Origin of the sequence: Mesorhizobium sp. C399B (assembly GCF_030323185.1) — a bacterium.
Classification (GTDB): Bacteria; Pseudomonadota; Alphaproteobacteria; order Rhizobiales; family Rhizobiaceae; genus Mesorhizobium.
In genome coordinates, this window is record NZ_CP100472.1 from 2,925,093 (window position 1) to 2,947,423 (window position 22,331).

Annotated in this window: 23 protein-coding genes, 1 tRNA gene and 1 pseudogene; 10 read left to right on the top strand and 15 right to left on the bottom strand. The window is 63.2% G+C overall.

Annotated elements, in window-relative coordinates; translation table 11 throughout:
• Positions 1-169: 169 nt before the first annotated feature.
• The 7 genes and pseudogenes from ppa to NLY36_RS13990 form a co-directional block, all read right to left on the bottom strand.
• Positions 170-703: an inorganic diphosphatase gene (ppa, locus tag NLY36_RS13955; protein ID WP_023668623.1), complete on the bottom strand. Its 534-nt coding sequence runs from the start codon at positions 701-703 to the stop codon at positions 170-172.
• 123 nt (positions 704-826) lie between these two features.
• A complete protein-coding gene (locus tag NLY36_RS13960; protein ID WP_023668622.1) occupies positions 827-1,333 on the bottom strand; it encodes a GNAT family N-acetyltransferase in 507 nt (168 codons plus the stop codon).
• Positions 1,334-1,500: 167 nt separating this feature from the next.
• Entirely contained in the window at positions 1,501-2,139 is a 639-nt protein-coding gene (locus NLY36_RS13965) for a TPM domain-containing protein (RefSeq protein ID WP_023668621.1), read from the bottom strand.
• Between the two features lie 6 nt (positions 2,140-2,145).
• Positions 2,146-3,036 carry a TPM domain-containing protein gene (locus NLY36_RS13970; protein ID WP_023736817.1) on the bottom strand — a complete coding sequence of 297 codons (891 nt, stop codon included), beginning with the start codon at positions 3,034-3,036 and terminating at the stop codon, positions 2,146-2,148.
• A gap of 35 nt (positions 3,037-3,071) precedes the next feature.
• Positions 3,072-3,527 (bottom strand): annotated as a pseudogene (locus tag NLY36_RS13975) (TPM domain-containing protein); the annotation flags it as partial.
• 49 nt (positions 3,528-3,576) lie between these two features.
• On the bottom strand, positions 3,577-4,419 hold the full coding sequence (locus tag NLY36_RS13980) for a TPM domain-containing protein (protein WP_023736816.1): 843 nt from the start codon (positions 4,417-4,419) through the stop codon (positions 3,577-3,579).
• Positions 4,420-4,586: 167 nt separating this feature from the next.
• Complete coding sequence (locus tag NLY36_RS13990) at positions 4,587-5,219, bottom strand: LemA family protein (RefSeq protein ID WP_023681434.1); 633 nt, start codon at positions 5,217-5,219, stop codon at positions 4,587-4,589.
• 163 nt (positions 5,220-5,382) lie between these two features.
• Here NLY36_RS13990 and NLY36_RS13995 point away from each other — a divergent pair, with 163 nt between their 5' ends.
• The 6 genes from NLY36_RS13995 to NLY36_RS14020 all read left to right on the top strand — a co-directional run bounded on the left by NLY36_RS13995 (position 5,383) and on the right by NLY36_RS14020 (position 10,829).
• The gene (locus NLY36_RS13995; RefSeq protein ID WP_023698736.1) at positions 5,383-5,634 is read left to right on the top strand and encodes a hypothetical protein; all 252 of its coding nucleotides are present in this window, start codon (positions 5,383-5,385) and stop codon (positions 5,632-5,634) included.
• A 133-nt stretch (positions 5,635-5,767) separates the two neighbouring features.
• On the top strand, positions 5,768-6,652 hold the full coding sequence (gene pdxY / locus NLY36_RS14000; RefSeq protein ID WP_023668615.1) for a pyridoxal kinase PdxY: 885 nt from the start codon (positions 5,768-5,770) through the stop codon (positions 6,650-6,652).
• Entirely contained in the window at positions 6,649-7,413 is a 765-nt protein-coding gene (locus NLY36_RS14005) for a DUF429 domain-containing protein (protein ID WP_023693218.1), read from the top strand. The genes pdxY and NLY36_RS14005 overlap by 4 nt, the downstream gene beginning before the upstream one ends.
• A 147-nt stretch (positions 7,414-7,560) precedes the next feature.
• Complete coding sequence (locus tag NLY36_RS14010; RefSeq protein ID WP_023668613.1) at positions 7,561-8,205, top strand: carbonic anhydrase; 645 nt, start codon at positions 7,561-7,563, stop codon at positions 8,203-8,205.
• 67 nt (positions 8,206-8,272) lie between these two features.
• On the top strand, positions 8,273-8,686 hold the full coding sequence (locus tag NLY36_RS14015; protein WP_023688839.1) for a hypothetical protein: 414 nt from the start codon (positions 8,273-8,275) through the stop codon (positions 8,684-8,686).
• Positions 8,687-8,774: 88 nt separating this feature from the next.
• On the top strand, positions 8,775-10,829 hold the full coding sequence (locus NLY36_RS14020; RefSeq protein ID WP_023688838.1) for a M3 family metallopeptidase: 2,055 nt from the start codon (positions 8,775-8,777) through the stop codon (positions 10,827-10,829).
• Between the two features lie 159 nt (positions 10,830-10,988).
• On the opposite strand, the gene NLY36_RS14025 is transcribed toward NLY36_RS14020, so the two are convergent.
• From NLY36_RS14025 to NLY36_RS14040, 4 genes are all read right to left on the bottom strand, one after another.
• Positions 10,989-12,464, bottom strand: a complete 1,476-nt coding sequence (locus tag NLY36_RS14025) for a M81 family metallopeptidase (protein WP_023736815.1) — start codon at positions 12,462-12,464, stop codon at positions 10,989-10,991.
• 25 nt (positions 12,465-12,489) lie between these two features.
• The gene (locus tag NLY36_RS14030; protein WP_023668609.1) at positions 12,490-13,314 is read right to left on the bottom strand and encodes a carbohydrate ABC transporter permease; all 825 of its coding nucleotides are present in this window, start codon (positions 13,312-13,314) and stop codon (positions 12,490-12,492) included.
• A complete protein-coding gene (locus tag NLY36_RS14035) occupies positions 13,311-14,180 on the bottom strand; it encodes a carbohydrate ABC transporter permease (protein WP_023681441.1) in 870 nt (289 codons plus the stop codon). Before NLY36_RS14035 ends, NLY36_RS14030 begins: the two co-directional genes overlap by 4 nt.
• Before the next feature lie 331 nt (positions 14,181-14,511).
• On the bottom strand, positions 14,512-15,744 hold the full coding sequence (locus tag NLY36_RS14040) for an ABC transporter substrate-binding protein (RefSeq protein WP_023736814.1): 1,233 nt from the start codon (positions 15,742-15,744) through the stop codon (positions 14,512-14,514).
• A 178-nt stretch (positions 15,745-15,922) separates the two neighbouring features.
• Between NLY36_RS14040 and NLY36_RS14045 the strand changes: the two genes are divergently transcribed.
• Genes NLY36_RS14045 through NLY36_RS14055 form a run of 3 tightly spaced genes read left to right on the top strand, consistent with a single transcriptional unit; the run spans position 15,923 to position 18,693 of the window.
• Positions 15,923-16,693, top strand: coding sequence for an SDR family oxidoreductase (locus NLY36_RS14045; RefSeq protein WP_023688835.1), 771 nt, complete (start codon positions 15,923-15,925; stop codon positions 16,691-16,693).
• A gap of 2 nt (positions 16,694-16,695) precedes the next feature.
• A complete protein-coding gene (locus tag NLY36_RS14050; protein ID WP_023698734.1) occupies positions 16,696-17,763 on the top strand; it encodes an ABC transporter ATP-binding protein in 1,068 nt (355 codons plus the stop codon).
• Positions 17,764-17,811: 48 nt separating this feature from the next.
• The gene (locus tag NLY36_RS14055; protein ID WP_023681445.1) at positions 17,812-18,693 is read left to right on the top strand and encodes a MurR/RpiR family transcriptional regulator; all 882 of its coding nucleotides are present in this window, start codon (positions 17,812-17,814) and stop codon (positions 18,691-18,693) included.
• Positions 18,694-18,696: 3 nt separating this feature from the next.
• On the opposite strand, the gene NLY36_RS14060 is transcribed toward NLY36_RS14055, so the two are convergent.
• Together NLY36_RS14060 and NLY36_RS14065 are read right to left on the bottom strand one after the other, a co-directional pair.
• Positions 18,697-19,008 carry a DUF167 family protein gene (locus tag NLY36_RS14060; protein ID WP_023698733.1) on the bottom strand — a complete coding sequence of 104 codons (312 nt, stop codon included), beginning with the start codon at positions 19,006-19,008 and terminating at the stop codon, positions 18,697-18,699.
• 13 nt (positions 19,009-19,021) lie between these two features.
• Entirely contained in the window at positions 19,022-19,312 is a 291-nt protein-coding gene (locus tag NLY36_RS14065; RefSeq protein WP_023668602.1) for a YggT family protein, read from the bottom strand.
• Between the two features lie 148 nt (positions 19,313-19,460).
• On the opposite strand from NLY36_RS14065, the gene NLY36_RS14070 reads away from it, so the two are divergent.
• Positions 19,461-19,536, top strand: a tRNA-Ala gene (locus tag NLY36_RS14070).
• Positions 19,537-19,637: 101 nt separating this feature from the next.
• On the opposite strand, the gene NLY36_RS14075 is transcribed toward NLY36_RS14070, so the two are convergent.
• On the bottom strand, positions 19,638-21,599 hold the full coding sequence (locus NLY36_RS14075; RefSeq protein WP_081740621.1) for an acyltransferase family protein: 1,962 nt from the start codon (positions 21,597-21,599) through the stop codon (positions 19,638-19,640).
• A 103-nt stretch (positions 21,600-21,702) separates the two neighbouring features.
• A complete protein-coding gene (locus tag NLY36_RS14080; protein ID WP_023698731.1) occupies positions 21,703-22,311 on the bottom strand; it encodes a TetR/AcrR family transcriptional regulator in 609 nt (202 codons plus the stop codon).
• Between the last annotated feature and the right edge of the window lie 20 nt (positions 22,312-22,331).

Sequence of the window (22,331 nt, forward strand, 5' to 3'; positions counted from 1 at the left end):
GAGATTGGCAGCTTCGCTGGCGGCGCTTTTTCTTTCGGCGCTGAAAATTGACGAAAGCCGTTGCGACATCCGATCTCCCCCCTTGAGGGGGAGATGGCCGGCAGGCCAGAGGGGGGTGCCTCGCTGGCGTTTGCCGCTTACTTGAACGAGACGCAGGCCTCTCTCGGCGCTACTTTGCCGCCTTCGCCCGTGCGATCGCGTCGACGATCATCTTCTTGGCGTATTTGGAATCGTGCCAGCCTTCGATCTTGACCCATTTGCCGGGCTCGAGATCCTTGTAGTGCTCGAAAAAGTGCTGGACCTGGTCGCGGGTGATCTCGGGCAGCTGCGTGTATTCGGTGACGTTTTCGTAGCGCAGCGTCAGCTTCGGCGACGGCACGGCAATGACCTTCTCGTCCTGGCCGGCATTGTCTTCCATCACCAGCACGCCGATCGGTCGCACATTGATGACGCAGCCCGGCACCAGCGCGCGCGTGTTGCAGACCAGCACGTCGATCGGGTCGCCGTCGCCCGACAGCGTGTGCGGCACGAAACCGTAATTGCCGGGGTAGCGCATCGACGTATGTAGGAAACGGTCGACGAACAGCGTGCCGGCCTCCTTGTCCATCTCGTACTTGATCGGCTCGCCGCCGATCGGCACCTCGATGATGACGTTGATGTCCTCGGGCGGGTTCTTTCCGATGGCTATGGCTTCGATTCGCATGGCTTAAATCCCTCTCTCGATGTCCAAGATCGATAGCGGGCGGCGCGGCATGGTGCAATGCGGCGATTGGTGCGAAGCGCTAACGGAAGCGCACGGTTTATGATGATTTGTAACCGAGGCCGGTCATTCCCAGACGAAGGCGACCTTCTTGAGCGCCCTCTGCTCGAAAATCTCGACGCCTTCGGCGACGTCACGGCCACCCGCGCCGGCATAGAAGGAAAGTGCGTTCTGGTTGTCTTCCAGCGCCCACACCACCATTCCCTTCAGCCCGTGGTCGGCAAGCCGCGCCCGCGCCGCCTTGAACAGCCGGCTGCCGAGCCCGATGCCTTGATATTCCGGACGCAGGTAAAGTTCGTAGATTTCGCCCTGTTGCTTCAGCTCGCGGGCGCGGTTCTTGCCGATCGTGGCATAGCCGGCGATGGTGCCGCCGATCTCGACCACCAGAACGGTGGCGGCGCGGCGGATGGCGTTGGCCCACCAGTCGGCGCCGCGGCGGTTGATCATGGAGGTCAGCGAGCGATGCGGGATGATGCCGGAATAGGCGCCCTCCCAAGCCTGCTGGTGCACGTCCGCAATGGCGCCAGCGTCGCGCGGTTCGGCTTTCCTGATGTCGATGCTCAGCGTATTCATGATTTGTTAACCATAAACCCGGATCGGCCATTTGCAAGAGTCGAGGTCAGCCCGCCGACCGCTTTCTCACAGCCGATCGCGACACTGCTGACAATGGGCAAAGCCTGCCTGGAAACGCACCCAGCCGGCGCGGTCAGGCGTCCGTCCGGGTAGCGCGTGCTGGCTTTTCAGATCTCGACGAGATGATCGTCCAGTTCATTGGCATCGCCCGACGTCACCGGGAAATGCTCGGCCAGCACCGCGCCGACCTGCCCGATCGCCTTGACGAAGCCGTCGGCGAGCCGGTCGTCACCGGCATGCTGCAGGAGATCGCGCACCACGCCGTCCCAGACATGCTGGCCGACCTTGCTGTCGATGCCCGAATCGGCGACCACTTCGGCATAACGCTCGGCGATCGACACGAAGACCAGCACGCCGGTGCGCGCCGTGGTGCGGTGGACATTGCGGGCGAGGAACTGCCTGAGCGCATTGTGATGTGCCGCCTGATAACGCTGCCGGCGCGGCACCAGATGGATGCGCAAGCCCGGCAGCGCCCACAAAAGCACCAACACCGAGGCCAGTGCCAGCAGTTGGACAATGACGAAATGCGGCAGCCGGATCGACAGCCACCAGGCTTCCAGCCCATAAGCGACGGCGAGGCTGGCAATCAGCATGCCTGATGTCGCCATGAAGGCGGCGGGAAAGAAATAGCCGTCGCTGGCATGCGCAACGACGCAGTAGATCTCGCCGTCGGTTTTGGCCTCGGCCGCGCGGATCGCGGTGGCGATGCGCTCATGGTCCTGTGGGCTGATCGGTCGTGTTGCCATCTTCTCTCACCAGCTCCCTGAAGACCCGCCACCGCCAGACGAACCGCCGCCGCCTGAAAACCCGCCGCCGCTGCTTGAGCCCGAAGACCAGCTGCTGCCCGAACTTCCCGATGACCATCCGCTGCCCGACGACGAACTTGTTGTCCAGCTGCTGGAGCCCGAGGACGATCCGCTCGGCCCCTGGCCGTAGCGAAAGGTCATGCCCAGCCATTTATACACGCCCGGCGACAGCTTGGTGCCGAAGATCGGCGGCAGGAAGGCCATCGCCAGGCCGCCGAAGAACATCGCCGCCCACAGGATCAGGAAGACCGCGACGACGGGATCGATGGGCGTGCTGCGGTCGGCCGGGTTGCGCTTGCCGCGCGCCTCCAGCTCTTCCGGGTTGCCTTCCAGCACCATGACCATGTCGTCGACGGCCTTGGAAATGCCGCCGGAGAAATCACCGGCGCGGAACGCCGGCACCATGTCGTTTTCGATGATCAGCTTGGTGTGCAGATCGGTCAGCGTGCCTTCCAGCCCGTAGCCGACCTCGATGCGCATCTTGTGGTCGTTCTTGGCCACCAGCAGAAGCACGCCGTTGTTTTCGCCGGCCTGGCCGAGTTTCCAGAAGCGGAACAGCCGGTTGGCGTAGGGTTCGATCTCCTCGCCGTCCAGGCTGGGGATGGTGGCGACGACGATCTGGTCGGAGCCTTTGGTCTCAAAATCCGCGAGCTTCTGCGTCAGTGCCGCCTTGGTCGCGGCGTCGATAATACCGGCATTGTCGACCACCCGCCCGGTGAGTGCCGGCAGGTCTGCCGCCAAGGCTACAAACAGCATGGTGAGCATCGTCAACAGGGCGATGCCGATCGTCGCGGCTGCGCGGCCAGGTCTTGGCGGATTGAAGACGCCTACTGTCATGCCGTCACCAGCTCCCCTCAACCACCATGACTGTCCTCAATCACCATGATCATGTCGTCGACCGCTTTGGAAATACCGCCGGAGAAATCCCCGGCGCGGAAGGCCGGCACCATGCCTTCAATGATCCGTGTGGCGTGCTGGTTGGTGAGCGTGGCTTCCAGCCCGTAGCCGACCTCGATGCGCATCTTGCGGTCGTTCACGGCCACCAGCAGAAGCACGCCATTGTTCTTGGCCTTCTGGCCGAGCTTCCAAGCGTTGAACAGCCGGGTGGCGTAAGGCTCGATCTCCTCGCCGTCGAGGCTGGGAACCGTCGCGACGACGATCTGGTCGGACCCTTTGGTCTCGAAATCGGCCAGTCTTTGGGTGAGCGCCGCCTCGGTCGCGGCATCGATGATGTCGGCATTGTCTACCACGCGTCCCGCGAGGGCGGGCAGCTCCGCTGCCAGCGCCGCGACGCTGACGAGCAAGACCAGCAAGGCAGCGCCGGTCATCGTGGCGAAGCGGCCATGCCAGGGATTGGCGATGCGTGTGGTCATCTCTTCACCAGCTTCCCGAGGAGCCGCCGCCGCCGGACGAACCGCCGCCGCCGGAAAAGCCGCCACCACCGCTTGAACCCGACGACCAGCCGCCCCCGCCCGAAGACCAGCCGCCGCTGGATGACCGCTTGTGCGGCTCGAATGTCATGCCGAGCCAGCGATAGCGGCCGGGACCGAGTTTTTGGCCGAAGATCGGCGGCAGGATGGAGGCGGCCATGCTGCCGAAGAAGATGATTGCCCAGATGCTGATGAAGACGCCGAAGAACAGATTGTCGGTATTGATGGGCGGCTTCTGGTTGCGCTCGCCGCGCGCCTCCAATTCCTCCGGATTGCCTTCCAGCACCATCACCATGTCGTCGACGGCCTTGGAAATGCCCCCGGAGAAATCGCCGGCGCGGAACGCCGGCACCATGTCGTTTTCGATGATCAGCTTGGTGTGCAAATCGGTCAGCGTGCCTTCCAGCCCATAGCCGACCTCGATGCGCATCTTGCGGTCGTTCGGCGCCACCAGCAGCAGCACGCCGTTGTTTTCCTTGGCCTGGCCGAGCTTCCAGAAGCGGAACAGCCGGTTGGCGTAAGGCTCAATCTCCTCGCCGTCGAGGCTGGGGATGGTTGCGACGACGATCTGGTCGGAGCCTCTGGTCTCGAAGTCGGCGAGTTTCTGGGTGAGCGCGGCTTTGGTGCCTGCATCGATGATCCCGGCATTGTCGACGACGCGGCCGGTCAGCGCGGGGAGGTCGGCGGCGAAGGCGGTGAGGGGCAGGAAGACGGCCAGAAAGGCGAGAAGAACACCAAGGTTGGCGTTCCTTCGCGTCCCCCTCTGTCCTGCCGGACATCTCCCCCGCAAGGGGGGAGATTGGCAGCTTCCTCGTCGACCCATCCCTTCAAACGTTGGCGATTGGCGAAAGCCAAAATGACAGCCGATCTCCCCCCTCGCGGGGGAGATGTCCGGCAGGACAGAGGGGGGTGTGAAGGAACGCAAGGCTGGCAAAGGCCAAGCTCACCCAGACGTCATCACCCGCCCTGCTTCGTGCCGAAATCGACCTTCGGCGGCTGCATCTTGTCTTCTTCGACGGTGAAGTTGGCGAAGGGCTCGTTGCTGCGGAACCAGAAGGTTGCCCATAGCACCGACGGAAAGGTCCTCAGCGTCAGATTGTAATCCTTGACCGCCAGGATGTAGTCGCGCCGCGCCACGGCGATACGGTTCTCGGTGCCTTCGAGCTGCGCCTGCAGCGCCAGGAAATTCTGGTTGGCCTTGAGGTCGGGATAGGCCTCCGACACCGCGATCAGCCGCGACAGCGCGCTGGTCAGCCCTGATTGCGCATCCTGGAACTTCTTGAGCGCTTCGGGGTCCTTCAGCGTTTCCGGCGTCACCGTGATCTGCGTTGCCTTGGCGCGCGCCTCGACCACCGCATCGAGCGTGTCCTTTTCATGCGAGGCATAGCCCTTCACCGTCTCGACCAAATTGGGAATGAGGTCGGACCGACGCTGATACTGGTTCAGCACCTCGCTCCATGCCGCCTTGGCGTTTTCCTCCGCCGTCGGGATGGTGTTGAAGCCGCAGCCGGCGAGCAGAGGCAGCACGACGGCCATCATCAGCACGGCCGGCAGACTGCGGAAAGGGAAGGCAAGGCGCTGGGCAAACATGGTGAGGTCCCTCGACAGAAGTTGCATGCGAAGCATTAGCACAATCCGCGCTCAAGAAAATGTCTGCCGCTGGCGCGCATTCCTGGCGCGCATTCATGCGCCGGCGAGGCCCTGTGATTGATCGCGCGAACACGGTATGGTTGCCGGCAAACAGGACAGGACCATGGCGGAAGGCCGCGACGATGACAGCGAATCGCGCCGCATTATCGAGCGCGTGGCGAACGAGGGCGGCCTTGGCGGCGCATCGCTGGTGTCACGGGCAGCGAAAGGCGCGCGCGATCATGTTACCGCAGCGGAGGCCGACCGATCCGATCCGATCGAGGTCTGGGGCACCCGCATCGGTCGCGCACTTGGGCTCATCGTCGCCCTCGGCCTTTTGATCTGGCTCGTGTACTACGTCTCCCGGGGCAGCTAGACCATGATCCTGAAAAGTGGGAACCGGTTTTCTCGGACAAGCGGGAACCGTTTTGTCCGGAGATCATGCTCCAACCAAAGAGATAGACCAGGATGACGATTCAGCGAAAAATTATCCGCATCTAGGATTTTCCATGAACAGCGAAAAAGCCGACGCGCCGCGCGCGGTCATCGTCATTTCCAGCCATGTCGCCCGCGGCTCGGTGGGCAACCGCGCCGCCGTGTTTGCGCTGGAGACGCTGGGCTTTCCCGTGTGGGCGGTACCGACGGTCATCTTGCCCTGGCATCCGGGCCATGGCCGCGCCACGCGCATCGTGCCGCCGCTCGACCAGTTCAAGGCGCTGATGGCCGATCTCGAGCGCGCGCCCTGGCTGGGTGAGGTCGGCGCGGTGCTGTCGGGCTATCTCGGCGAGGCCGGCCAGGCCGAGGCCGTCGCCTCGCTGGTTGCGGCGGTCAAGGCCAAGACGCCGGACGCGATTTATATATGCGATCCGGTGATGGGCGATTCCGGCGGGCTCTATGTGCCCGAGCCGACGGCCGCCGCGATGCGCGACCGGCTGATGCCGATCGCCGACATCGCCACCCCCAACCGCTATGAGCTGGAGTGGATGGCCGGCGCGCCTTTGCCCGATCTGAAATCGGTGATCTCGGCCGCCCTCCATGCCGGACCGTCAACAATGCTGGTGACGTCGGCACAGTCGATGATGACCGGCGGCACCGGCAATCTGCTGCTTGACGGCACCCAGGCGCTGCTGGCCGAACACCGCCTCATCGACAAGCCGCCGAATGGCCTCGGTGACCTGACTGCGGCCGTCTACCTCGCCCGCATCCTGTCGGGGCAGCCGCCGATCAAGGCGCTGCAATCGACCACCGCCGCCGTCTACGAAATCCTGGCGCGAACCGCCAAGCGTGGCGGCGACGAGTTGCAGCTTGAAACCGATGCCCAGAGCCTGTCGCATCCGATGGCGATGGTGCAACTGCGCCACCTCACGCATCCGGGGCGGGACCGCCGGGCGTGACCTCGACCGTGGTCGTCGGCGTCGACGGCTGCAAGGCCGGCTGGATCGCCGTCCGCCGCGATCTGGATGCCGCGCCGTCAGTCCGCGTCTTTCCCAGCTTTGCGACCCTGCTCGACGCCTTGCCCGCCGATGCGACAGTGGTCGTCGACATGCCGATCGGCCTGCCGGACGTCTCGAAAAGAGGCGGGCGCGGGCCGGAGACCTTGGTACGGCCAATGCTCGGAGCACGGCAATCCAGCGTCTTCTCTATCCCGTCCCGCCCGGCCCTCTACGCCGACACCAGCGGCTTCACCACGGTCGAGGCCTGGTATGAGGCACATCGGCGCGCCAGCGAGGTGGCCAAGGCGACCTCCGATCCGCCACGCGGCGTCTCGATCCAGGCCTTCGGCATCTTTGCCAAGATACGCGAGATCGACGCGCTGCTGATCGCACGTCCGCAACTGCGCCGCCGCGTCTTCGAATCGCATCCCGAAGTGGCCTTCTGCCGGCTGAACGGCGAAAAACCGATGACACTGCCGAAGAAGATCAAGGGCGCCGTCAATCCGGCCGGGATGGAAGAACGCAAGGCACTGCTCTGCCGGCACGGCTATACCAGAGCTTTCCTTGACCAGCCGCCGCAACGCGGTGCTGCCGCCGACGATTTCCTCGACGCCGCAGCGATGATGCTGATTGCCGGACGCATTGCCGGCGGGGAGGCAACGCCGTTTCCCGACCCGCCGCTTGCCGACCGTTTCGGCATTCCCCTGGCGATCTGGGCGTGAGGCAAGCGGCGCCATGCGTGCGGCATGGCGATTTGCGACGAAGCCATCCGCAATTCGGCATTGCCCGCGACGGGCATTTGCCGTTAGAGCCTTTCTAACTTGAAATGAGCTGCCGTCGCTAACCCCGAAAGGCTTCATCCCTAGCCCATGCCCCATCTCCCCGAACATCTTTGGACCGGCTACCGCAACTTCATGAATGGCCGCTATCTCACCGAGAGCGGACGCTATCGCGAGCTTGCCCGCGAGGGGCAGGCGCCCGAAACCATGATCGTTGCCTGCTGCGATTCCCGCTCTGCCCCCGAGGCGATCTTCGACGCCGGTCCGGGCGAACTGTTCGTCCTGCGCAATGTCGGCAATCTGGTGCCGCCCTATGCGCCGGACGGCGAGTTCCACTCGACCTCGGCCGCGCTCGAATTCGCCGTGCAGAGCCTGAAGGTGAAAAACATCGTGGTGATGGGCCATGGCCGCTGCGGCGGCATCCGCGCCGCGCTCGACACCAATTCGGCGCCGCTGTCGCCCGGCGACTTCATCGGCAAATGGATGAGCCTGATCGCGCCGGCGGCCGAAACCGTTTCGTCCAGCACGTTCATGACGACAACCGAACGGCAGACGGCGCTGGAGCGGATTTCCATCCGCTATTCGATCGCCAATCTCAGGACCTTCCCTTGCGTCTCCATCCTCGAAGGCAAGGGGCGGCTGTCGCTGCATGGCGCCTGGTTCGACATCTCGACCGGCGAGCTCTGGGTGATGAACAAGGACACCGGCGACTTCGAGCGGCCGGATTTGACGTAGACCCATGATCCCGAAAAGTGGGAACCGGTTTTCGGATAAGGGCATGGTCAAATAAGAGGAGGCAAGAATGCGGGTTTGGCCTGCGATCGCTTTCGCCGTAGCGGCGCTGCTGATTTCGCTCGTCCCTGCCCGCTCCGATGACGGCGCCATTATCGACCGCTGGTATTCGGCGCTGCTGGTCGCCGATCGCACCGAATTGTCGGACCTGCTCGCCGACGATGTCCGCATCAAGCTCGACGATCTCGGCGTCGTACAGTCGAAGCAGGAGTTCATCGCGTCGATCGACGAATGGAAGGGCGCGGTCGCCGGCGCCGCAATCCGGCATCGCGTCGAAAAGAGCGAGGCCGGCGTCACAACTGTCATCGCCTGCTATGATTTCCCCAACAATGACATGCTGATGCAGGAGACGTTCGCCGTCACCGGCAACCGCATCACCGCCAGTTCGCAAGCGGCGATCGCGGAAAATTGCGACGGCTTCTGACGCGGGCTTGAACGGCCGCGCTGTTGCGCCGCGCCAGTCATCGCCCTACATCGGTCAGCAAGCTCCGCCAATCATCGAAAGATCCCCCATGCCGTCCACGAAAACCGTCGATCTCGCCGCCCATCCGCTGACCAAATGGCAAGGGCCGCTCGGCCTGCCGGATTTTGCCAGCATCGGCGACGACGATTTCTCCTCGGTGTTCGACGCGGCGCTGAAGGCACATGAGGCCGAAATCGATGCGATCGCCGGCAACAAGGATGCGCCGACCATCGAGAATACGCTGGCAGCCCTCGAGCTCGCCGGTGAGCCGCTCGACCATGTCTCGTCGATCTTCTGGTGCCGGGCCGGCGCCCACACCAACGATGCGATCCAGGCGCTGGAGCGCGATATCTCGCCAAAAATGTCGAGGCATTTCTCGGCGATCTCGATGAACGAGAAATTGTTTGCCCGCGTCGACGATCTCTACCAGCGCCGTGAGACGCTCAAACTCGACGCCGAGACGCTGCGGGTGCTGGAGAAGACCTGGAAAGGCTTTGTGCGATCGGGCGCAAAACTCGACGCCGACGGCAAGAAGCGGCTGGCCAACATCAGCGAGGAGCTGTCCTCGCTCGGCACGACCTTCGGCCAGAACGTGCTGGCCGACGAGCGCGACTGGGCGCTTTTCCTCGACGAGGCTGATCTTGCGGGCCTGCCGGACTTCGTGAAGAGTTCGATGGCCGAAGCCGCCGAGACGCGCGGCCAGAAAGGCCGCTACGCAGTCACCTTGTCGCGCTCTATCTATGAGCCGTTCACGACCTTCTCCGAACGCCGCGACCTGCGCGAGAGCGCCTTCCGCGCTTTCACCATGCGCGGCCAGAATGGCGGCGCCAGCGACAACACCGCAGTGGTGCGCGACATGCTGAAACTGCGCGCCGAAAAGGCCAGGCTGCTAGGCTATGCCTCGTTCGCCGCGCTGAAACTCGACGACACCATGGCCAAGACGCCGAAGGCGGTGCACGACCTCCTCGACCCGGTCTGGGAGAAAGCGCTGGAGAAGGCCGCCGCCGACCAGAAGGAGCTGGAGCGGCTGGCGACCAAGGCAGGCAGCAACGAAAAATTCGCCGCCTGGGACTGGCGCTTCTACCAGGAGAAATTGCGCGCCGAAAAATTCGCCTTCGACGAGGCGGAACTGAAACCCTATCTGCAACTCGACCGCATCATCGACGCCTGCTTCGACGTCGCCACAAAACTGTTCGGCATCACTTTCGAGGAGAAGAAGGGCATCGCCGCCTGGCATCCCGACGCGCGCGTCTTCGTGGTGAAGAACGCCGATGGCAGCGAGCGCGGCCTGTTCCTCGCCGACTATTTCGCCCGGTCCTCGAAGCGCTCCGGCGCGTGGATGAGCGCGCTGAAGTCGGGCTACAAGCTTGGCGATGGCTCCAAGCCGGTGATCTACAATATCATGAACTTCGCCAAGCCGCCGGCCGGGGAAGCAGCGCTGTTGTCGGTCGATGAGGCCAAGACCCTGTTCCACGAGTTCGGCCATGCTTTGCACGGCATGCTGACCGACGTCACCTGGCCGTCGGTGGCGGGCACCTCGGTTTCCCGCGATTTCGTCGAACTGCCTTCGCAGCTCTACGAGCACTGGCTGACGGTGCCCGCAGTGCTGGAAAAGCATGCGCTGCATGTTAAGACCGGCAAGCCGATGCCGAAGTCGCTGCTCGACAAGATGCTGGCCGCCCGCACGTTCGGCGCCGGTTTCGCCACGGTCGAGTTCACAGCGTCGGCGCTGATCGACATGGCGTATCACGCGCGGCCGGATGCGCCGGCGGAACCGCTGCGTTTCGAAGCCGAAACGCTGGAAAAGCTTGATATGCCCGACACCATCGCCATGCGTCATCGCACCCCGCATTTCGGCCATATCTTCTCCGGCGACGGTTATTCAGCCGGCTACTATTCCTACATGTGGTCGGAAGTGCTCGACGCCGACGCCTTCGCCGCCTTCGAGGAGACCGGCGATCCCTTCAACCCGGCGCTGGCGGAACGGCTTCGGAAGAATATCTATGCCGCTGGCGGGTCGAAGGATCCGGAGGAGCTGTACACGGCGTTCCGCGGCAAGATGCCTTCGCCGGAAGCGATGATGGTGAAGCGGGGATTGCTATAGCGCCAGCTTATCTCCCCCCTCAGGGGGAGATGGCCGCAAAGCGGCCAGAGGGGGTCGGTCCGACTGGGCTCGACCTCCTGCGGCAGATGAAGGTCGGCGCTTCACGCGCGAGGACCCCCTCTGTCGCCTTTGGCGACATCTCCCCCTCAAGTGGGGCGATCACCAGCGCCAAGGATCCGCCACCCGTGGCCACACCGGCCGCGTCAGCTTCCTGTAATCCGTTACCGCCGGATTGCTCGGATACGAACTCGGCGCCGAGACATAGATGATCTCCGCCGCGATCGGTTCAAAGCCGGCGTAGAAATGGTTGGTCGACTTGATCAGCAATATGTCCTTCGACAACGGATCGATGCCAATGTTCGAGAAAATATCCGGCTCGAAGGTCTGCGTGCGGTTGGTGTTGAGGATGATGTCGATTTCGGTGCCTTCGATGCGCACCAGCGCCGTCGGCCCGAGCGTCACCCGGCTTGGCCCGAAGCTCTGCCAGCCCTCAGGAACCGCCTTTAGCACCCGCACCTTGGCATCGATCGGTTCGCCGGCCAGCGGCCCGGCCTTGCCGCCGAAGCGCAGGTCGATGACGGCGCCTTCGCCTGCCGCCTGGCAAAAGGTGACAGCGATCGGGTCCCAGATCGTCGCCACGCCAAAATTGTCCACGCCCCGTTCCAGCATGGCGCGCAGCACGACCGTACCGTCGCCGGCGACGCCACCGCCGGGATTGTCCCAGATGTCGGCAATCACAACCGGCTTGCCGGGATTTTCCTTGCGCACGGCCAGTGCCCGCGCGATGCCGTCCTCGGTGTTCAGCATCGTCATCGCCGTCCTTTCGCGCATGGCGTAAAGCTCGTGCCCTAGCCTCTCCGCCAGCGCATCGCCCTTGGCCTTGTCATTGTCAGTGACGACCAGGATGCGCGTGCCCATTTCCGGCACGTCCGCGGCCATGAAGCCATGGATGACCGAGACCGACAGCACGCCGTCCTTGCCGTGCAGCGCCTTGATGCGGTCGACGAAGGAGCGCATCGGCTCGCGGCTGGTCGGCAGCACCTGGATCATGCGGCAGTCGAACGTCGAGATCACCGGCTTGATCTCGTCGCGCGCCGCCGCCAATCCAAGCTCGACGACATGTTCGCCGCGCTCATAGAAGTCGGTGTGCGGGAATTCGAGGAAATAGGCCATGACATTGCATGCCGCGACGCGCTTTGGGGTCAGATGACTGTGCGGGTCGAGCTCGACCGCGATCACCACGTCGGGCCCGACGATTGCGCGAACCCGTTCCAGCAGATCGCCTTCGCAATCGTCATAGCCTTGCGCCACCATGGCGCCGTGCAGGCCGAGGATGACGGCGTCGACCGGCAAGGCTGCCTTCAACTGGCCGAGAATCTCGTCGCGCAACGACTCATAGGTCTGCCGCTGCACCAGCCCGCCCGGCTCCGCCCAGGTGGCGGTGCCTTCGATGACGGTCAGCCCTTCGGCAGCCGCACGCCGGCGCAGCGCGACCATCGGCGAGGAGCACAAGGTCGGCGTGTCTGGATGCTTGCCCGGCCCGGCATAGAACGCCATCTCGAACGACGCCCGGTCGGTCGGCACCGGCGAGAAGGTGTTGGTTTCGGTCGCCAGCGAGGCGGTGAAGATGCGCATGAAAGCTCCGTTGTGAATGGCGCCGTTATTTGACCGCCCCGAGCGCCAGCCCGCGGACGAGATAGCGCTGCAGCCAGATGAACAGGATTGCCACCGGCAGCGTCGCCAGCAGCGTCGCCGCCATTACATGGTGCCATTCGATCGTGTAGCGGCCGGCGACCAGCGAGAACACCTGGATAGGCAGCGTGTAACTTTCCTGGCTGCGCAGCATTGTGAGCGCAACGACGAACTCATTCCATGCGTTGATGAAGGTGAAGATGGCGGTCACCGCTATTGCCGGCAGGCAAAGCGGCAGAAACACTTTTCGCAAGGTCAGCCATCGGCCGGCGCCTTCCATCCACGCTGCTTCCTCGAGATCGCGCGGGATGGTGTCGAAATAGCTTTGCAGCATCCACACGGTGAAGGCGACGTTGAAAGCCATGTAGATGACGCCGAGCGCGGTCGTGGATTCGATCAGACCCCAGGCCGCCATCAGCCGGAACAGGCCGAGCACCAGCACGATCGGCGAGATCATCTGCGAGATCAGCAGGAACTGGCGGAAGGCGCCATAGCCGGCAAAGCGAAACCGCGACATGGCATAGGCGGCCGGCACCGAGATCAGGATGGCGCCGACGGTGGCGATAACAGAGACATAGAGCGAATTGGCCAGCGCCTGGCCAAAGCCGGTCGCCACCCACATGTCGGCAAAATTCGACCAGTGGAATTCGCTTGGCCACCAGGTCGGCGACAGCACCTCCTGCCGCGGCTTGACCGCGGTCAAAAACATTACCGCGAAGGGGAAGATCGTCACCACGAGCAGCGGCGAAAGCAGCAGCCAGGCGATGATCGTACGCTTCAGCTTGGGCGTCATGTGCGCTGCTCCCGCATGGCAAGCCGCACATAGATCATGGTGAAGATCAAAAGGATGGCGAACATCAGCAGCGACACCGCCGATGCTTCACCCAGTTTGCCGATGCGGAAGGCCAGCTTGTAGAGATGGGTGACCAATATGTCGGTCGAGTTGGCCGGCCCGCCCTGCGTCATCACCCAGATGATCGGGAAGGAATTGAAGACGTAGATGGTGTTGAGCACGATGGCGATGTTGATGAACGGCTTCAGCAGCGGAAAGGTGATCTCGCGGAACTGCTGCAGCGGCGTCGCCCCCTCCAGGGCCGCCGCCTCGTAGAGGTCGTCGGGGATCGACGACAGGCCGCCGAGGAAGATGGTCGTGGTGAACGGTACCGTCACCAATATGCCAATCAGCACCTGCATCGGGAATGCCGTCTCGGCGCGCGCCAGCCACTGGATGTTTTCATGGATCAGGCCGAGCCCGATCAGCGCCGAGTTCAGCATGCCGCTTTCACCGTTGAGCGCCCAGCGCCAGACCACCGCCGTCATCGTCAGCGACACCGCCCAGGGCAGCATGATGATGACGCGGGCAATGCCGCGGCCGTAGAAATCGGTGTTGAGGATCATCGCCACCGGCACCGACAACAGCAGCGCGCCGCCGACCACCAGCAACGTCCACAGGCCGGTGCGCCAGAGTGCCGCCAGGAAATCGGGATCGGCGAGGAAGGCTGAATAATTGGCGAAATCGTTGAAGTCGCGTAGCTGGCCGAAGCGGCTGACGTCATGCGTCGAGATCTGGATCAGGTCCCAGACCGGCCAGAAGATGACGACCGCCGCCAGCAACAGGCTGGGCAAGGTCAGCAGATAGGGCAAGAAGCGATTTTGCATCGGCCGGTTTTGTACCGTGGTTCTGTGGCGCTGGCACGCCAGCTCGGATCAATCTTGCATATCGGTCTTTAGCAGCGCTTCAGAAGAATGCCTTTCCTCTCCCCCGTCGATCAGGGGAGAGGTGTCGAGCGAAGCTCGGGGGGTCGACCCTTGGGGCGCAAGGCGAGGTGATGTTTGCCCCTATTGCCCTTCCTATGTCCGTTCGCGGCGGTTGCCAGGTGGTTCCCCCACTCCGTCTCGGCTTCGCCGAGCCACCTCTCCCCCTCCGGAGGGAGAGGAAAGTGTGGCGCGCCCCGATCTCAGGGGCGCGCCGGGCGCAGGGAGATACGCCCTATTTCTTGATCACGGCGTTGGCCTTGGCAGCCGCTTCCTTCAAGCCTGCCTCGGGGTCGCCGCCGAGATAGATCTTCTGCATGGCATCCGAGGTGATCTGGGCGACTTCTTCCCAGCCGGGGATGACCGGCGCAAAGCGGGCGTCGGGCAGCAGCGCGGTGAACGCTGCCAGATCGGCATTGTTGACGTAATAGTCCATCTTGGCCTCTTCCTTGTTCACCGGCAGGAAGCCTTCCCCTTGCGTGAACTTGGCGCGCTGTTCGGTGGTGAACAGGAAGTCGAGCAGCTTCCAGGCCTCATCCTTGTTCTTGGAATTCTTGAACATGATGATGGAATCGGTGACGCCGTACGTGCCGCGCGCGCCGGTCGGTCCGGCGGGGATAGCGGCCACGCCGTATTTCAGGTTCGGCGCCTCGTCCTTGATCTGGTTGGACAGGAAGGGCGCGGTGATCATCATGCCGACCTTGCCCTGCTTGAACAGGTTCTGGACGTCCTCGCGGTTGTTGGAGGTGACGCCGGGTTCCGTCAGGCCTTCGTCGATCATCGACTTGTAGAGCTTGGCGGCTTCGAGCGCGCCCGGCGTGCCGAGGCCCGACGTGCCATCCTTGTTGAGAATCTCGGTGCCTTGCGACCACATCGCATAATAATAATAGACGTCGGTCTCGATCTCCTTGCCCTGCAGGCCGAAGCCGAACGTGCCGGTGCCCAGTGCCTTGATCTTGCGCGCATCCTCCTGCAACTCGGTCCAGGTTGCCGGCGGGTTGGCGATTCCGGCCTTCTCGAACAATTCCTTGTTGTAGTACATGGCGCGCGCCGAGGCCGCGATCGGCAGGCCATAGGTCTTGCCCTCCATGATCGACGGCGACAGGAAGGTGTCGATGAAGCGGTCCTTGAAGTCTGGCTTGATGTAGGCGTCGAGCGGCTCGGCGACATCCTGCTGGACGAAATCGATCAGCCAGCGGGTGCCGATGATCGACAGGTCGGCATTGGTACCGGCCGTGATGTCGGTGGTCAGCTTCTGCAGCAGCACGTCCCACGGCACAACTTCGAACTTGACGGTGATACCCGGGTTGGCTGCCTCGAATTCCTTTTTCACCGCTTCGAAATACGGGCCGGTCTTGGCGCTGTATTCGGCGACGGTTACGCGCACCTCGCCGGCATCTGCCTGCGCGGCCAGGGCGAGCAGGCTCATTCCGGCCATCACGCCGACAGTCCATTTTGCAAGCTTCATTCGATCTCTCCCATTTGATTGCGTCTGCACTCTTGCGGCTTTGAGGCGGCCACGGCTTTATGTGACTTTCCTACATTATCCATGATTTCGCGCTGTGCAAGCGGATTATCCTGTTGCTTAATTACATTTCTTAAAATAGCGTTTTCCGATTATCGTAGATCCCAGGGAGGCGCGCAGCGTGGTTTCAACGGCCGAATTCGCAGGCAAGACCGTGCTGGTGACCGGCGCCGGCGGCGGGCTCGGCTCGGCTATTGTGGCGCTGCTGGCCGAACGAGGCGCGCGCGTCGTCGGCTGCGACCAGTCGCAAGACCAGCTCGGCAGTCCGCATCTGGCGTCGCGCCACGTCTTCGACCTTCTCGACCGGATCTCCACCGATGCCGCGATCACGGCGATCCTCGAGAAAGACGGCGTGCCCGACATCCTGATCAACAATGCCGGCTGGACGCGCGCCGAGACTCTTGCAGCGCTGACCCCCGACAAGATCACGCATGAACTCGACCTCAATCTGACCGGGGTGATGCTGTTCGCCGATCCGCTGATCAAGGCAATGGCCGCGCGCGGTTCGGGCAGCGTCGTCTTCATCTCTTCCGTCAACGCCATCGCCCACTTCGGCAACCCGGCCTATGCCGCGGCCAAGGCCGGCATCAATGCCTATGCCAAAGCGGTCGCTGTGGAACTCGGCCGCAACGGGCTGCGCGCCAATGTCGTCTGCCCCGGCTCGATCCGCACCGCCGCATGGGACCATCGGCTGGCCAAGAACCCGGATGTTCTCGGCAAGCTCAAGCGGCTCTATCCGCTCGGCCGCATCGTCGACGCCACGGAAGTGGCCGAAGCGGTGGCCTTCCTTGTTTCGGATCGCGCATCGGGGATAACCGGCGCGGTGGTGCCGGTCGACGCCGGACTGACCGCCGGCTTCCTGCCCTTCATCGACGACATATTGGGAGCCTGACCATGACCGATGTCGAGTTCCGTGACCTGTCGAAATCCTTCGGACGCCACAAGATCCTCGAAAACATCAGCCTCGACATCAAGAGCGGCGAGTTCGTCGTGCTGGTCGGCCCTTCCGGCTGCGGCAAGTCGACCTTGCTGCGCATGCTGGCCGGGCTGGAGCCGATCACCGCAGGCGACCTCTTGATCGGCGGCGTGCGCGCCAACGATTTGCCGCCACAGCAGCGTAACATCGCGATGGTCTTCCAGTCCTATGCGCTGTTTCCGCACCTGAAAGCGGCCGACAACATCGGCTTTGGCCCAAAGATCCGCGGCGAAAGCCGCACGGCAATCGACGCCAAGGTGAAAAAGGCCTCTGGCGTCCTCAACCTGTTCTCCTATCTCGACCGCTATCCCCGGGAACTGTCGGGCGGCCAGCGCCAGCGCGTCGCAATGGGCCGCGCCATCGTGCGCGAACCCTCGGTGTTCCTGTTCGACGAGCCGCTCAGCAATCTCGACGCGCAACTGCGCGTGCAGATGCGCACCGAGATCAAGGCGCTGCACCAGCGGCTGAAATCGACCATCGTCTATGTCACCCACGACCAGATCGAGGCCATGACCATGGCCGACCGCATCGTGGTGATGGACCGCGGCAAGATCCAGCAGGTCGGCGCACCGCTGGAACTCTACGACCGTCCCGCCAACAAATTCGTCGCCTCCTTCATCGGCTCGCCGTCGATGAGTTTTGTCTCCGGCGCCCTGAAGACGACGCCCGAGAAAAGCTGGTTCGAATCGGCCGGCGGAGGGCGACTGGCGCTCGGCAGCAAGACGGTGCCGGCTGGCAGCACGGTCGAGGCCGGCATACGGCCCGAACACTTCGTCATCGGCGAGGCTGTCGACGCGATGGCGATCAAGGTCGATGTCGTCGAGCCGACCGGCTCGGAAACCCATGTCTATGGTGCGATCGGTGCCGACACGGTGCGCGCCGTGTTCCGCGACCGGATCCAGGTCAAGCCGGGTGAACTGCTGCCGGTCTCGGTAGCGCCGGGCAACATCCATCTGTTCGACACGGCGACAGGCCTGCCGCTATGAGCGCCGGCATGAAAACGAAAATACCACGATGAAGACGACAACCCAGAAATGAAAACGCCGGCCGACATCATCACGCGCCTGCAGCTGATGTCGCAGGACGGCACCAAATCGGACCGCCGCCTGGCCGGTCTCGTGCTCACAGATCTCGACTTTGCCTCCAAGGCGGCAATCTCGGAAATTGCCGCGCGCGTCGGCGTCAGCGAGCCGACGGTCACCCGTTTCTGCCGCAATCTCGGCTGCGAGGGTCTGCGCGATTTCAAATTCTACCTGGCGCAGGCGATCGCCATTGGCGGCCAGTATCTATCGCCCGAACCGCTGAACCGGGACGCGCGCGAGCAGCGCATTGCGTCGGCCATCACCGAAGCGGCAATCGCCGCCATCCAGCGCGCCAGCGAAAACCTCGACATGAAGACGCTGGTGGGCGTGGCCGCGCGCATCGTCAGTTCGGGCAATGTGCTGTGCATCGGCTCCGGCGGCATTTCCTCGATGATGGCGACCGAGATGCAGAACCGGCTGTTTAGGCTCGGCGTGCCGGTGCTGGCGCAGATCGACGGGCAATTGCAGCGCATGTATGCCGCGGTCGCCACATCGGAGACGACGCTGATCGCGTTCTCGGTGTCCGGCTATGCGCGCTCGGTGATCGACGCCGTGCAGGTGGCCCAGCAATATGGCGCCACCACCATCGCCGTAACCCCGCCGGAATCAGCGCTGGCCAAGGCCGCCGATACCGTCATCCAGTTCCAGTCGCTGGAGGACGGCAACATCTACAAGCCGACCTCGTCGCGCTATGCGCTGCTTTCGATCGTCGACATGATCGTCACCTCGGTGGCCGAGACGCGCGGACCAAGGGTTCTGGAAAACCTGCGCCGCATCAAGCAGAGCGTGAACACGCTGAAGGTCGACGATCCAAAGTTGCCGCTGGGGGATTGAGGACTAACGGCCGAGCGCTTTGATGCTCGTCACCAGCGCCGCCGGATCGCCATTCACGCGTAGCGTCTTCAAGCGAGCGGTAGCGCCAGCAACGACCGACACCGCCGATGCGGGAACTCCCAGCGCCTTGGCGACAAGTCTTTGCAATGCTTGATTGGCCGCGCCATTCTCCGGCACGGCGCGCACGCGCGCCTTCAAATGGCTGCGCCCGTCGGCCATCGTCTCCACGCCTCCGAGCCTGTCCACGGAAGACTTCGGCGTCAGCCGGATAAACAGGTCGATGCCGTCGGCGCGCAAGCGGAATGGCGCGCTCATGCCGCCGTCAGGTTCACAGGACCAGCGGCGCTATCGTGGTGAGAATGAGCTGCCTGAGAAAGAACAGGAGCAGAAGCAGGATGATCGGCGAGATGTCGACGCCGCCAAGGTCGGGCATGAACCGACGGATTGGACGCAGCGCCGGCTCGGTCAGCCGGTAGAGCATGTTGCCGATGCTGCCGACGAACTGATTGCGCGAGTTGACGACGTTGAACGCATAGAGCCAGGAAAAGATCGCCGAGGCGATGATGACCCACCAGTACAGGTCCAGCGCCATGACGATTGTTTGAATGAGGGCGAGCATGCCGGTCTCCGATTGTTGCCGACATGTAGCCATTGAGCGCGAAACCGGCAAGGGCCGGTCGCCTACAAGCATCGGGCACAAGGGATTTCGGCAAAACCCCGCCTTGACAGGAAACCGCAGCCTTCGATAAATGCGCCATCCGCTGGACGGGGCTGTAGCTCAGCTGGGAGAGCGCGTCGTTCGCAATGACGAGGTCAGGAGTTCGATCCTCCTCAGCTCCACCAGCGGAATTTCCATTTCTTTGCTCGTCCCGAAAAATATCTGGACTCTGTGCCTGCTGGAGCAACTTGGGAAAGCGCGAGGCCCTTTCGCTTTGGGAATCGCATCACAGGCCGAGCCTGGGGGCGAGATAAGGCGCGAGCGCAAGCGAATAGGTGGCCGTCAAATGACCGGTGTCGCGCCAGACGATCATATTGCCGACGACCGCCGGGCATAGTTCCGGTCCGCACAAAGCGTCAGTCATATCGACGACGCGCACGTTTTTCTGACCCTCCGCGGCAAGCGCCAACAGGTTGTTGAGCTCGGCGTCGCTTCTTTTGGTGGAGCATTTTGCGGGCGTGGCGCTCAGGCAATCGCCGGGTTCGAATCGCATCAAGGGCGTGTTGCGGATGACGATGATCTGCGAACCTGCCTCGGTCAGTTCGCTCCAGACATTGCGCAGCCCCTCGATCATCAGGTCATCCGGAACCGATCCGGCGTTGGACTGGCTGGTGATGACGGCGAGCGGCCTGAGCTTTAAAACCTCAGCCAGCACTTTCTCCCTCCACTCGTAGCAAGATGGATACGGTTTGCCGTCCGACTTGGTAGGCGCACGCGCGAATGCGCAGGCGGATTTCGAGAAAGAAACCAGTTTGAATTTGCGGTCCCTGGCGATCTTGTTCAAGGCTGGACCCCATTGGGCAGCGTGGGAATCGCCAACGAGGACGATGGTTTTCGTGCCGGCAGGGTCGCCCAGCACACATCCCACCGGTTTCGCTCCTTTCAAGTTTTGCTGACATCCCGCCGAGAATAAACCCGACACGTCCCGCCTTAGCCGGGCCAGCGGCGGCAGGAGGTCCACATCGTCCGGAATCGTCGCGCCGGTCAGCAAGGCGGCAGGCCCGGGGTAGGCAGCTGTGCCGATCAGCGTAATGTCGGTGGGTTGCGTCGTCACGAAATGCAGAAGCCCCGCGGATGCCGCCACGCATGCCAGCACCGCGATGGTGCCATATCCCAGCGGCTTCCACCAGGCACCCCGGGATTGCCGGCAGGGTTGTTCGACATAGCGATAAGACAGGTCCGACAGGACCACAGTCACCGCAATCAGGCCGGCACCACTGGCAAAGGTCAGCGAAAAGCCCTGTCCCAGGAAGAATGTGATCAACGGCCAATGCCAGAGATAGATCGAATAGGACCTATCGCCGATGAACCGAAGCGGCCACAAATCGAGCCCACGAAACCGACCGGCTTGGCCTTCGCCAGCCAGGATGATGAGCACGGTGGCCAGGGTTGGCAGCAACGCACTGAGGCCAGGGAACGGTGTCGCCGCTGAAAACAGAAGAGCGGAGGCAAGGATGCCGGCGGTGCCGGCAAGCGCCATCACCCGGCTTGCACCCGCGCCCAGGCGGAACCGGTGCTCGCCAAGCACCAGCAGGCCGCCCAACGCCAATTCCCACAGGCGTGTATGGCTGACGAAATAGGCCTGTGCCGAATCCGTTTTCGTCAGGATGACCGAGGCGGCCAGCGATGCCAGGAAAACGAGCGACAATGTCGTCGCCAAGCATCGTCGCAAGGAGAGATGCCATCGCCGCGCCAGCCAGATCACGCCGATCATGAGCACCGGCCAGACGATGTAGAACTGCTCTTCTATGGAAAGCGACCAGTAATGCTGCACCGGCGTCGGCAGATTGTCGGCGTCGAGATAGCTGACTGCCTCGTGGGCCAGACGCCAGTTCTCGACATAGAGCGCGCTGGCCAGGATCTGGTTGGCCGTTTCCTCCCAGCGCGCCTTGGAAATGAACAGCAGCGTACCGAGCAGCGTCACCAATAGAACCAGGATCGCTGCTGGCAGGAGCCGGCGGATTCGTCGCGAATAGAATTCGATCAGCGAGACGCGACCGTCGCGCAGCGCCATCTGCGCCAGCAGCCCGGTGATCAGATAGCCAGAGATGACGAAAAAGACGTCGACGCCGATATATCCGCCGGGAAGAGCATGGGGCCACAGGTGAAAGACGACGACCAGAGCGACGGCCAGTCCGCGCAACCCTTGTATTTCGGGTCGAAACCGACGGTTCTGATCGATTGTCACCGGGTATCCCCCAACAGTCTCAGCCGGCCTGGATCAACCGGCAGTTCGCGCCACGATCTTCATAAGGGCAGAGTGCCGTGAGGCAAGAGCCGATCGCAGCAGTTCATTCCCTTTCCGTCTCCAGTCCGCTCACCAGCGTGCCGACGAAACCCAGCAGCTCACTTTCGAGGTCGGTGGACGCCAGGCCAATGAAACGGTCTTCGAGCGAGATGGCGACGATCCCATGCACGGCGGAGAACAGCGTGCGCGCGCGGGCCAAAAGCTCCGGCGTTGCCGCCGCCGGGAGCAGCGCCGCCAGCGGCTCGACGAGATGCTGGATCAGCACGGCATGTTCGGCCAGATGCCATCCGGGCACCGCCACGCCTGGCGCCATGCGATGCTCGAACAGCGCCTTCCACGCCATGCGATTGTCGCGCGCGAAAGAGAGATAGGCTTTGGCCAGAGCCCTCAGCTTGGCCCTTGGCTCGGCCGCGCCGGTCGCCTCCTGTTCCAACGCCGCCCCAAGTCTTGCCAGCGTGATCGAGTTGACGTGCAGGATGAGCTCGTCCAGGTCGGCGAAGGCGGTGTAGAGCGCGCCCAGCGCGCAGCCGGCATCGGCCGTGATGTCGCGCGCACGCAGACCGGCGAGCCCCGAGGACTGGATGCGCGCTTGCGCGGCCTCGATCAGCCTGCCTTTGAGGTCCTCGCGTTTGGCGTCCCGTTTTGCGGTCATTAACCTTCTCTTATGCGCAA